This window comes from Flavobacterium sp. DSR3-2 (assembly GCF_049896525.1).
GTDB lineage: Bacteria > Bacteroidota > Bacteroidia > Flavobacteriales > Flavobacteriaceae > Flavobacterium.
Genome location: NZ_JAFCUM010000003.1, coordinates 46,791 through 59,381, shown reverse-complemented (window position 1 = coordinate 59,381; position 12,591 = coordinate 46,791). Strand labels below are relative to the sequence as shown.

11 protein-coding genes are annotated in these 12,591 nt (G+C 34.1%); 3 read left to right on the top strand and 8 right to left on the bottom strand.

Features of this window, described 5'->3' with window-relative positions; translation table 11 throughout:
• Positions 1-44 precede the first annotated feature (44 nt).
• Positions 45-878: an OmpA family protein gene (locus ACP7AV_RS05915; protein WP_426063670.1), complete on the top strand. Its 834-nt coding sequence runs from the start codon at positions 45-47 to the stop codon at positions 876-878.
• A gap of 279 nt (positions 879-1,157) precedes the next feature.
• Here ACP7AV_RS05915 and ACP7AV_RS05910 read toward each other — a convergent pair whose 3' ends face one another.
• The 3 genes from ACP7AV_RS05910 to ACP7AV_RS05900 form a co-directional block, all read right to left on the bottom strand.
• Positions 1,158-1,778 carry an L-threonylcarbamoyladenylate synthase gene (locus ACP7AV_RS05910; RefSeq protein WP_426091144.1) on the bottom strand — a complete coding sequence of 207 codons (621 nt, stop codon included), beginning with the start codon at positions 1,776-1,778 and terminating at the stop codon, positions 1,158-1,160.
• A gap of 84 nt (positions 1,779-1,862) precedes the next feature.
• Positions 1,863-4,196 (bottom strand): ATP-dependent helicase, encoded by a 2,334-nt coding sequence (locus ACP7AV_RS05905; protein ID WP_426091143.1) that lies wholly within the window; start codon positions 4,194-4,196, stop codon positions 1,863-1,865.
• A gap of 185 nt (positions 4,197-4,381) precedes the next feature.
• Positions 4,382-5,149 carry a sulfite exporter TauE/SafE family protein gene (locus tag ACP7AV_RS05900; RefSeq protein WP_426091323.1) on the bottom strand — a complete coding sequence of 256 codons (768 nt, stop codon included), beginning with the start codon at positions 5,147-5,149 and terminating at the stop codon, positions 4,382-4,384.
• A 130-nt stretch (positions 5,150-5,279) separates the two neighbouring features.
• Here ACP7AV_RS05900 and ACP7AV_RS05895 point away from each other — a divergent pair, with 130 nt between their 5' ends.
• The gene (locus ACP7AV_RS05895; RefSeq protein ID WP_426091142.1) at positions 5,280-5,801 is read left to right on the top strand and encodes a hypothetical protein; all 522 of its coding nucleotides are present in this window, start codon (positions 5,280-5,282) and stop codon (positions 5,799-5,801) included.
• A gap of 100 nt (positions 5,802-5,901) precedes the next feature.
• Here the strand turns inward: ACP7AV_RS05895 and ACP7AV_RS05890 are convergent, their stop codons facing one another.
• Positions 5,902-7,965, bottom strand: coding sequence for a M1 family metallopeptidase (locus tag ACP7AV_RS05890; RefSeq protein WP_426091141.1), 2,064 nt, complete (start codon positions 7,963-7,965; stop codon positions 5,902-5,904).
• Positions 7,966-8,067: 102 nt separating this feature from the next.
• Here ACP7AV_RS05890 and ACP7AV_RS05885 point away from each other — a divergent pair, with 102 nt between their 5' ends.
• Positions 8,068-8,805, top strand: coding sequence for a diphthine--ammonia ligase (locus ACP7AV_RS05885; RefSeq protein WP_426091140.1), 738 nt, complete (start codon positions 8,068-8,070; stop codon positions 8,803-8,805).
• A 67-nt stretch (positions 8,806-8,872) separates the two neighbouring features.
• On the opposite strand, the gene ACP7AV_RS05880 is transcribed toward ACP7AV_RS05885, so the two are convergent.
• From ACP7AV_RS05880 to ACP7AV_RS05865, 4 genes are all read right to left on the bottom strand, one after another.
• On the bottom strand, positions 8,873-10,357 hold the full coding sequence (locus ACP7AV_RS05880; RefSeq protein ID WP_426091139.1) for an aminopeptidase P N-terminal domain-containing protein: 1,485 nt from the start codon (positions 10,355-10,357) through the stop codon (positions 8,873-8,875).
• Between the two features lie 250 nt (positions 10,358-10,607).
• Entirely contained in the window at positions 10,608-11,030 is a 423-nt protein-coding gene (locus ACP7AV_RS05875) for a hypothetical protein (protein WP_426091138.1), read from the bottom strand.
• A gap of 204 nt (positions 11,031-11,234) precedes the next feature.
• Positions 11,235-11,780, bottom strand: a complete 546-nt coding sequence (locus tag ACP7AV_RS05870; protein ID WP_426091137.1) for a DUF1697 domain-containing protein — start codon at positions 11,778-11,780, stop codon at positions 11,235-11,237.
• A gap of 104 nt (positions 11,781-11,884) precedes the next feature.
• A complete protein-coding gene (locus ACP7AV_RS05865; RefSeq protein WP_426091136.1) occupies positions 11,885-12,538 on the bottom strand; it encodes a Yip1 family protein in 654 nt (217 codons plus the stop codon).
• Between the last annotated feature and the right edge of the window lie 53 nt (positions 12,539-12,591).

The window sequence follows — 12,591 nt, the reverse complement described above, 5'->3', positions numbered from 1 at the left end:
AAGCTAGATTTGTAACTAACCCTTTATCTAAATTTAAACAATCTATGAAAAAAATCGTAATTGCCTTATCAGTAATAGCCCTTTTAACTTCTTGTGTTTCTAAAAAGAAATACACGGATTTAGAAACTAGAAATAAAGAAACCCAAGATTTATTAAATACTGCAACTGTAAAATTAAATTCTTGCTTAGAAGAAAAAGCAGGTTTTGCAGCAACAGTAGCTGCTTTAAAAGAACAAAATCAAGGTTTAATTAGTGTTTCAAAAGACATGACGGTATTGTCGACTAAAGGTGCTCAAAATATTGAAAAAGCATTAGAATCTATCAAAGAGAAAGATTTAAAAATAAGTAGAATGCAAGATGCTTTAACTAAAAAAGATAGCGTAACACTTGCATTAGTTACCAGCTTGAAAAGTTCAGTAGGAATATCTGATCCGGATATCGAAATAAATGTGGAAAAAGGTGTCGTTTTTATCTCTATTGCAGACAAATTATTATTTAAAAGCGGAAGCTACGAAGTGACGGACAGAGCTAAAATGGTTTTGGCGAAAGTTGCAAAAGTAGTCAATGACAAACCTGATTTCGAATGTATGGTAGAAGGACACACTGATAACGTTCCTTACAACGGCTCAGGTGTTTTATTAGACAACTGGGATTTAAGTGTAAAACGTTCTACTTCTATTATCCGTGTGTTAACGAATCAACTAGGTGTTAAACCAGAGCAATTAATTGCTGCAGGAAGAAGTTCTTATATTCCATTAGTGGCGAATGATTCTGCTGAAAACAGATCTCGTAACAGAAGAACTCGTATTGTAGTTTTACCTAAAATTGATCAATTCTATGAAATGATTGAAAAAGAAATGAAAAAACAAAGACCGTAATTTGTTTTAATTATCAAAAAGTAAACGCCTCAAAATTGGGGCGTTTTTTTTATGATTTATTTTTAGGTGGTAAACTGTTTTTCAAAAACTGATTTGGTGTAAAAACAAAAAAAGCAGGCCAATCGACCTGCCTTAATGTATCCTCAATTGTTTTTTAATAACCAATTAAATATAATCAAGAATAACATGCTATTATATTGTAATTAAAGAAATTGTTATTTATTGGTAAATATAAAGTTTTATAATAGATACGCAAATATTTTGCCAAAGATTTGAATTTTATAAAATATCTAAACTTCCTTTACCTTCTCTTACTACAATTGGCTCATCACCTGATAAGTCGATAATGGTAGAACCTACATTATCACCGTAACCTCCATCAATAACCAAATCAACCAGATTTTGCCATTTCTCAAAAATAAGTTCCGGATCCGTAGTATATTCTATCACATCATCTTCATCGTGAATTGAGGTAGAAACAATAGGATTTCCAAGCAACTTTACAATTTCTAAAGCAATCGCATTATCAGGAACTCTAATTCCGACAGTCGTTTTCTTCTTAAATTCTTTAGGTAAGTTATTATTTCCCGGCAAAATAAAGGTATAAGGTCCTGGTAAAGCTCTTTTTAAGATTTTAAAAGTAGCTGTGTCTATTTGTCTCACATAATCAGAAATATTACTTAAATCATGGCAAATGAAAGAAAAATTAGCTTTGTCGAGCTTAACTCCTTTTATCTTCGCAATGCGTTCCAAAGCTTTCGTGTTTGTAATATCACAACCCAAACCGTAAACGGTATCCGTTGGATAAATCACTAAACCACCTTCTTTTAAAACCTTAACCACTTTAGCGATTGCGGCTTCATTAGGTTTGTCTTCGTATATTTTTATAAACTGAGCCATTTTTTTTTAGTTTAAAGTTTAAAATGTTTAAGATTTGAAGTTTTATTAACTGAAAACTTTAAAACTTAAACTTGAAACAAATTTTTACCCGATAATATCCAATTTTGCAAAACGCAACAGTAATTTTTTTATTCCGCCAACTTCAAATTTGATTTCGGCTTTTTTATCTGCTCCTACGCCATCAAGATTTAAAACTTCCCCTTTTCCAAATCGTTCGTGCATAACTATATTTCCGGCAACCAGTTTATTATCAAATAAATTAGCATTTCCGGAAGCAGCATTGTTGCTGACAGGTTTTAATTTACGAATATTTATATCTGATTTGGGTTCGTTATCAGAAACATATTTGGGCGGTGTTCCGTTAGCTGGTTTTGCCAGACGCAGCTTGGACTTATCCACATCTCCAAATATATCACTATCAATCATAGGTTTGTACCTGTAATTATTTTCAGGAGGTGTCATGTATTCCAGATATTGACTGTCGATTTCCTCAATAAAACGCGAAGGTTCACTGTCTGTCAATTTTCCCCAACGGTATCGTGACTGAGCATACGTAAGATACGCTTGATGCTCCGCACGGGTCAAAGCTACATAAAACAAACGACGTTCTTCTTCGAGTTCACTTCTCGTACTCATACTCATGGCGCTCGGAAACAAATCTTCTTCCATTCCCACCACAAAAACATGAGGAAACTCTAATCCTTTTGCCAAGTGAATGGTCATCAACGCAACACGATCTTCATCACTGGTGTCTTTGTCTAAATCGGTCGCCAAAGCCACATCCTCCATAAATTCTGATAAGGCGCCACGGGCTCCATCCACTTCTTTTTGGCCATCCGTGAAATCTTTGATTCCGTTCAGTAATTCCTCAATATTTTGAATTTTCGCCATTCCTTCAGGAGTAGCATCTTTTTTTAATTCCTGAATCAATCCTGTTTTTTTGGCAACATGATCAGCAAGATTAAACGCATCCTGATTTTCATTTATAGCCTGAAAACTCTGAATCATTGTAACAAAATCGAGTAGTTTTTGCTTGGTTCCTGAATTCAGTTTTAAGTCAATTCGTTCTATGTTTTGCATGACTTCAAACATTGAACGCTTGTAATGGTTCGCTGCGATGGTCAGTTTTTCGATAGTTGTATTCCCAATTCCACGTGCCGGATAATTAATCACCCGAACTAAAGCTTCTTCATCTTTTGGATTGATAACCAATCGTAAATAGCACAAAACATCCTTTACTTCTTTCCTTTGGTAAAATGAAAGTCCTCCATAAATACGGTACGGAATGTCTCTTTTTCTCAGCGCATCTTCCATCGCACGGGATTGTGCATTGGTACGGTACAAAATAGCAAAAGCGCCGTTAGGTAACTGATTTTGCATTTTTTGTTCCCAAATGGTGCTCGCCACAAAACGACCTTCTTCGTTGTCTGTTAAACTGCGGTGGACTTTTATTTTTGGACCAAAATCATTCGCGGTCCAAACGATTTTGTCCAGCTTAACTTTATTTTTATCAATAATTGTGTTTGCTGCTTCAACAATATTTTTTGTGGAACGGTAATTTTGTTCCAATCTGAACGTTTTTACACCTTCATAATCTTTCTGGAAATTCAGTATATTGTTGATGTTTGCACCACGAAACGCATAAATACTTTGCGCATCATCCCCTACCACACAGATATTCTGAAATTTATCAGATAAAGCTCTTACAATTAAATACTGCGAGTGATTGGTATCTTGGTACTCATCCACCAAAATATAACGAAAACGATTTTGATATTTGGCCAGAACCTCTGGAAAACGAGTCAGTAATTCGTTAGTTTTTAATAATAAATCATCAAAATCCATAGCGCCTGCTTTGAAACATCGGTCGACATAATTTTGATAAATTTCTCCCATACGAGGCTTTTTAGACATCGCATCCGCTTCTTGTAGATCCGGATTATTAAAATAGGCTTTTACGGTAATCAAACTGTTTTTAAAATTTGAAATTCGGCTTAAAACCTGTTTCGGTTTGTACACATCGCGGTCCAATTGCATTTCTTTGATAATCCCGGAAATAGCACGAAGCGAATCCTGAGAATCATATATGGTAAAGTTGGAAGGATATCCAAGATGTTCGGCTTCCGAGCGTAAAATTCGCGCAAAAACCGAGTGAAATGTTCCCATCCAAAGATTTTTTGCTTCACCGGCACCTACGATATCCGAGATACGTTTTTTCATTTCTCGGGCCGCTTTGTTGGTAAAAGTAAGCGATAAGATACTGAACGCATCAATACCCTGACTCATCAAATAAGCAATTCTAATTGTCAACACCCGAGTTTTACCGGAACCAGCACCCGCAATAATTATCATGGGTCCGTCTTTTTGGAGAACGGGTTCGCGTTGGGCTTCATTAAGTTGATCGATATATTTGTGCATGGAAGTTTTTATAGTTTTGTATGCAAAAATAAGCATTAAAGATGTAAAAGTGTAATTTTATATGAAGCTAAAAAACCATTCTTTGTTTGTTGAACCAGATAAGGAATATAAGTTCATGTAAGTGCTTTTTCGACTGAAGTGTCGTTAAATAATAGACACAATTTAACTTGTAACCTATTAAAAAATTATTTAAAAAATACATCGTACGCAAAGCGGATTAAGGTCCCTACAACCACGACCAGAAAGAAAATCCGAATAAAACTATTTCCTTTGTTAATGGCTAGTTTTGCACCTATCCAACCGCCAAGAGCATTGCTGGCAGCCATGGGTAATGCTATTGCCCAAATGATTTTTCCTTTTAAAATAAACAAACAAATAGAACCAAAATTTGTCGCCAAATTTACCATTTTGGCATTTGCGGAAGCGTGCAGAAAATCGAAACCCATGATGGCAATAAAAGCCACGACTAAAAAACTTCCGGTTCCCGGACCGATAAATCCATCGTACAAACCAACTACAAAGCTTATTCCGATAGCATTCCAAATTTGGGTTCTAGGTGAATGATTTTTTTCTATGTGTTGTCCAAAATTTTTCTTCCCATAGGTGTAAATCACTAAAAATGAAAGAACAACCAACAATAACGGTTTCATGAAATCGTTGCGGACATACGTCAACAAAGTAGATCCCAAAAATGCCGATGGAAATGCCAAAAGCATCATAATCGACAATAGTTTCCAGTTCATATCTACCTTTTTCAGATATTGATATGCCGCAAAAGAAGTACCACTAAAAGCAGGAACTTTCAAGGTTCCAATTACGGTTGAAACAGGAAGATTTGGCAATAAAATCAATCCCATAGGCGTTTGTATCAATCCGCCTCCACCAACAATTGCGTCAATAAATCCTGCAGCAAAGGCCGCTAAACAAAGAAAAACCAGAACATAAGTCTCCATTATGATATTCAATTTTAAATAGTGCTGTTACGAATGGCAAAAATACTATTCGGTTTGATTTATTGCTATCAAATAGAAATTGTTTTATACTATAAAAAGTATATTTTTGTTCTTTTAATTTTAAATCAAAATGGATTCAACAAAAATTATAGAAATTCTGGCGTACACTATACCGGCACTAATTACTGGTGGAGTGGCTTATTATTTATTTAACTCTTATTTTAAAGATCAACAAAACACAAGACGCTGGTTGTTGCAGAAAGAGGCTCAAAAAGATGCTTTACCGTTGCGTTTACAAGCCTATGAACGCATGGTTTTATTTATGGAACGCATCAATCCTACTAAATTATTGATTCGGATTGCTCCTATTTCTAACGATAAAAACGATTACGAAAACCTGATAATAGCACAAATCGAACAGGAATTTGAACACAATTTAACGCAGCAAATATACATGTCTGATGAATGCTGGACGATTATTGTCACAGCAAAAAACAGTACCATTCAAATGATTCGCAAAGCCAATAGAAGTGAAAGTGTAAATAGTGCTGATAAATTACGTGAAGTACTTCTGAACGATTTGATGGAAAAACAATCTCCTAGCAATGCGGCTTTGGCGTACATCAAAAACGAAGTGAGTCAAATGTGGTAAACATACATCGATACAAAAAACTAAAATTCACTAGTTTCTACAAGAATAATCTTTTGAAAATAGTGAATTAGCGGTTTTTAAATCTTTATTGATTTAAAACTTATTCCTTCAACAACCGATTCAACTGAAATTCCTCGGCTTCATTTAAATTTGGAACAATTCTTTCAAAAGACGCTCTCATTTCTGGATTTTTCAATAATTTTCGAATGCTATCTCTACCAAATTTAGTGAATTGCCACATATGATGCGTAGTAGCATTTACCAGATTTTTCAAAACAATATCATTTGTTATATTGAAAGCAAACAATTTCTCCAATGCATTTTGTCTTGTATTCGCTTCATAATCAATTGATGAATACTGTATTAATTCGGTTTCGAAAACTTGTCTCTCAAAAGCATAATCCGGCGTTGACAAAGCCAATGTCAGCCACAACGTCCTTAAATTATAGTCATTGAAACCCATCCAGGTTTTTGATTTTTCCAAATAATGAATGCGTTGCTCTGGAAAATTATTCCATAAATTATACAGCGCAAGTTCTTGTGTCTGATACGATTTGTCCTCTAATAAAGTTTCATATTGAGTTCTGAAACTTTCTGGAATTTCATTCATTGCTGCGGCGACTGCTTGGCGTAATTGTACATTATTAGTTTCTAAAGCTAAAATAAAAAGATTCTTTTTATCTTCCCATTTTTCATTTTTCAATTGATTTAGAATCGCTTCTTTTACCGAAAAATAAACGTCAGATTGCATTGTTTGTTTAAGAAATTCCTTTTTCTCTAACAACGGTTTGTTTTTTAATTTATCGACTTTAAACAGCGGATGAATTGCTTTATTTTTAAGTAATAAACTATTAGCTTGTTGCGTATTAAAAATAGTTGATTCAAGCCATACTTTACTAAAATTATCTAAATCATAATCTGATACTTTTCTGATTTCAGCAAAGAAATCTTGTGTATTCACATTCTGAAACGCATGTTTTTTTAAATAGTTTTTTACCGCTTTTTTAAACGCCTTATCACCTATTTCTTCGTGTAAAACAAAAAGTGCCCAAGCACCTTTTTGATAAAAAGTCAACGAACTCGCTTTAGCATTCAAAACAGGAATGGTATCCGTTCGGGAAGCATATTTCAGTTGTTGCGCCGACTCGTATAATTTCGAATAAAAATAATCTTCTCCATAAATTTCCTTTTCGGCCAGTAACGCATAATAGGTTGCGAAACCTTCCTGCAGCCAGTGATGCTTACTACTTTCGGCAGTGACTAAATTCCCAAACCACTGATGCGCTAATTCATGCGCATTGACATTTGTGTAACTTCTGTCCTCAAAACCGGTAGAATCGACCACATAACGCGTGTTGAAAAGCGTTGCTGATGTATTTTCCATTCCGGCGTACAAGAAATCCCGAACGGGCGCTTGTTTGTAAATTCCCCAAGGAAACTTTACTCCAATTTCCTTTTCTAAAAAATCAAATATCTTTTTAGAATCGCGATAGGTTGGTTCAAATTTGGCTACATCTTTTGGTTCCAAATACATTTCTAAAGGAATTCCCGACTTTGATTTCTGGCTATTTTTTTCAAATTTTCCGATGGCAAGCATCAATAAATAGGAACTCATTGGTTTTTGCATTTGGTATTGCCAAACCGAAAGTCCATCAAGTCCGGATTTAAACTTCAACGTTCCATTTGAAATTACCTGATACTCATTTTTACATACAATATTCAAATTGAAAACCACTTTTTCATTAACATCATCAAAACTCGGAAACCAATGACTGGTATATTTTCCCTGTCCCTGCGTCCAGATTTGTAAATTATCATTGACTATCGAACCCACGAAATACATCGTTTGCTTTGGCTTAGCCGAATACTGAAAAGTCAGGTTGTTTTTCCCTTTTTTAAACGGAAAAATAATTTGTAATTCTTTCTGATTATTGATATAATTAATCAATTTGCCATTCAGTTTCAAATCAGAAAATTCCATATTTTGAGCGTCAATTTTAATCGTATCAATGGATTTCAAAACGTCAAAATCATAATCAACATCTCCAGAAACTGTTTTTTCAATTGGATTTATGACAATTTTTCCCAGAACCGATTTAAAATCAACAAATTGGGTTTGTTGGGCAAATGTGAACGTGGAAATAAAAAAGAATAGGTATTTCATTAATCGGTTTTTAACAGTGTGGTTTTCAAAGTTACAAAGGTTTCCTAAACTAATCCGACAAATTATGTAAGTTTACCTTCAAAAATTCAAAGGAACAGTACATTGAAAAAGAAAGCCTTATTTAACTGGAGCAGCGGCAAAGATTCTGCACTGGCTTTGTATAAAACACTTCAAAATCCCGAAATTGAAATTGAGTGTTTGTTAACCAACGTAAACCAACAGTATCAACGTGTTTCCATGCATGGTGTCAGAGTTGAATTATTGCAACAACAAGCCGAAAATATTGGGTTACCACTTGAAATTATGCAAATTCCTGAAATGCCTACCATGGAAGTATATGAAAATGTGCTGGGCGAAACATTGGCTAAACTAAAAAATCAAGGCGTCACCCATTCTATTTTTGGCGATATCTTTCTAGAAGATTTACGTAAATACCGGGAGGATAAATTAGCCGAATTAGGTTTCGAAGGCGTTTTCCCGCTGTGGAAAGTCCCAACTCACGAACTCATTCAGGAATTTATCAGTTTAGGTTTTAAAACAATTGTGGTTTGTGTAAATGAACGCTTTTTGGATAAAAGCTTCGTTGGTCGCGTTATCGACCAGGATTTCATAAACGATTTACCTGAAAATGTAGATGTTTGCGGTGAAAATGGTGAATTCCACACCTTCACATTTGACGGTCCCATTTTCTCAAAACCCATAAATTTTGAAATTAGAGAAATCGTTTACCGAAAATATGAAAAACCAAAAAAAGAAGATTTATCAGGTAATGCCTGCGATACGAGTGCATCCGATGCCTTTGATTATGGATTTTGGTATTGTGATTTGGTTGGAAAATAATTTAAATAAAAAACTCCGAAGTCATAAGACAACGGAGTTTCATTTTTATAGAATCTAAAAGAAATTACTAATCTAAACTTGGTACAGAAAAAGTATCCAAAACGCTTTTTTCATTCATAAGGGCTTCAATTTCATTTGATTTCCTTGGTGTTTCCCCAGATAAATTTACGGGTCCATTTGTATTAATCAAAATATCATCTTCAATTCGCACCGCAATTCCCCACCATTTTTTATCACAATCACTACCATTTGGAATGTAAATTCCCGGTTCAACAGTAACAACCATATCAGCTTCAAAAGCTTTAAATAAACCCGGATCGTGAACATCTAACCCAATGTGATGTGAAGTTCCGTGCGGAAAATATTTTCGAGATTCTTGTTCTGTTTTTACAATTCCTAATTTCACCAAACCAGCACTTATTATTTTACGTGCCGCAACATCCGGCGCATTGAAACTATTTCCAATTTTTGCAGCGGCAATTCCTGCTTCTTGCGCTTCATAAACTAAATCATAAATCAGTTTTTGCTCGGTAGAGAATTTTCCGTTAGCAGGAATCGTTCGGGTTACATCAGCAGTGTAGCCATGATATTCAGCACCTAAATCCATTAAAACCAAATTATTTTCGACTTTCATTTTGCTGTTTTCAATATAATGCAATACGCAACCGTTGTTTCCAGCGCCTACAATTGACGGATAACCCTCAAACTCGCTGCCATACTTTTTGTAAACAAATTCATGAATACCCTGAATTTCCGTTTCAGACATTCCAGGATGCATTGCTTTCATGATTTCACGTTGTCCCATTGCCGAAATCCGAACGGCTTTCGTCAACAAAACCAACTCTTCTTTGGATTTTTTCTCACGCAAACTTGCCATGTAAGTCAAAATCAATTTGGTATTTATCACAGCTTTTTTTGAAGTGATGCTTTTTTTAGCATTAATTACGTTTTGAACATTCGACTCCATTTGAGACTTCACTTTTTCGTTGTAGCCAATTTGGGATTTAAACGCTCCAATTAACTTGTATAAATCGGCTTTCTCATTTTTCGAATTTCTGATATCTTCTTCAAATTCCTTAAAGAAAACAGTGTCAAAACTGGCATAATCAATCCCCGAATTTAAAAACGCTGTTCCATTCAAAGCATTTTCAAAACCTAACTCTTTTTTGGCACCTTCCGTTCCTAAACGTACTCCTGTCCATTGCTCTGCTTTTGGATTTTTTTCCTGAACATAAAACAATTCATTGAATGATTTCCCGTCTTTATTGGTTTGATTGTTCGAGAATATTACCAGAATTGAATTAGGTTCTTTGTATCCCGTTAAATAATAAAAATCTGGATCTTGATGGTAGATAAAATCCACATCATTGGCTCGGTTCCGAATGGGATTACTAAAAAACACCGTAACACTATTCTCAGGCATTTTCGCACGTAAAGCTTCTCTTTTTTCTTTATGAAATTGAGCAGATAAGTAATCGTTTGGATTTCCGTTTTGTGCTATGGAAACACAGACAAAAAAGGCAGTAAAAACAAAAGAGAGTTTTAAATTCATAGCGATATACTTTAGAGTTTTGCAAAATAAATACAAGATTTTGACGGCGTTAATTAGTACGTAAATATAATTTTTTTGTACGAACCAACTACAATTTTTAACCAAAGACTGATTTAGTAATACGCTTAAAAATAGAAAAAGAGTATCAAAAGTTTTTCAACTTCTGAGTACTCTTTAGCAAAAGTGCATCATAATCCTAAAATTAACCAAAACTAAACCTTATGAAAATGTTGTAATAAGCACTTATACTTTACTTTTTATATGTTAATCCCGGACCATCACAAAGATTCCAAGTGCTCAACAAGGAATTATTGGAAGTTAAAAACAATACTTCTTTTTGATTTCCGAAACAGCTGCCAATAATTTCGTTGTCATTTGGATAAGTTAGTTCAAAAGATATTCCGTCCGATTGTTTTGTAGTTGCGTAAGTTCCTGAAAGTGTTGTTTTAACCGAATTTGCTTCTCTGGCTTTTGTAAATGTCCCATTGGTATTGAAAAAATAAAATTCTTGCCAAGCCATTGCAGTGCCTGTAAATTCAGAATTAGGTGTAGATCCTGACATTGCAACCAAATTCCATTTTCCGTGATAACCAGAATTATTTATTGTCACTGTTTGCTTTGAACAGGAATTAAAAACGGTAAGGAAAACAACGAGAATGATTTGGTTTTTCATACATCAGATTTTACAGATAATATGAAGATGATTCTTTTTGCAAAAGGTTGCGTCAAATCATAGATATTTTTTTAAGGTAAAAAATAGTCTGTCAATCATCTTTATTTTACAATTAAAAAAACGCTAATTCGCAAATTTAGGCTGGACGATACCATTTATAATTAGCGAATTAGCGGTCAAAAGTGACTAAAAGTCATCAATTCATTACCTTTCTTGATATATTTTTAGCAACTGTGTTACCGTATTCCAATTGCGGATTGTTGCGGTAACATTTAGTTTCTTCTCGATGTATTTTTGGTCAAATCGCGTTTTTCCGGCGCCAACAGCATATTTTATAAAAATTCTACTGGCATCAATACTGGCTTCGTCCGGTTTAAATTGGCTAATTTTCAAATCATTCATACTGGTGCTTTGCAACGTTGTCGAAATAAAAGCCACGTACAACTTCTTGCTGTCAAAATCTTTTTCCTTCAAGAAAGGATTGTTCTTGAAACACGCTTCTAAATCTGCGGAACCAATCACCACAACCGGTACTTCATGACCAAAAGCCTTGAAAATTTCCTGTTTGATTAGAAAACCAACTTTTGCAGGACTTTCTTCCTCCGTGTCCACAAAAACATTCCCAGATTGAATATACGTTTGCACATTTTGAAAACCAATGGCTTCCAAAGTCGTTTTTAGCGCCTCCATTTTTATCATACTGTGACCGGAAACATTGATGCCACGAAGTAATGCGAGATGAGTTGTCATTTTTTAAGCTTTTTTATTTTTGCGAAGATATTGTGTTTGAGTCAAAATTCCCATTTTAACCTAAATGTAAATCTTTTATGTAAAAATGCTGATTTTAAATAAAATTAATCTATGGCTTGAAACAGTAAAACTAAAATCAAAATAATAAAAACAAATAAAATTGCAGGCAATAACAAGTTTAAGATTGATTTTCCTATGGATAATTTTTGTACTTCTGATATTCCTATTACGCACAACACTAGCGACCAAATTCCAAGTGCAAACTCAATAAATAACATAATATATAATACAATACTTTCAATCGAAACTAAATTATATAAGTCATTATCTGATTTGAATAGTTCATTGCCATAAATTGCAATTTGAGGTATCAGTAATATTAAAATAAAAATCGAAGGAAAAAAAGCATAAGCAAAAACTCTTAATATAGATTCCGTATTTCCCTTTCCATTCATCCAACTACCTGTCCAACTTATCAATGCAGAAAAGATATAATAAGTAATCCATCCAAAAAGTCCCCCGAAAATCACACAAATTGCTATTATCGTCCAAATGGAATAATTATCACCCATATTTTTCATGGAAGCTCTATCAAAAGTTCTAACCATACCGGCAAGAAATAATAAAATGTACAGATGTTTCTCATATTTGTAATCATTTATAAACTTAAAAGCTTCTCTAGGGGATGTCAATAATTTTAAAAAAATATCTTTCTCAGAGATTTTAGTTCTTTCAGGAAGGTGTTCTAATTCATTCATGTTTTTAAGCTTTATGTTTTGTGAAGATATTATTATGGACTTTTTAAAGATTT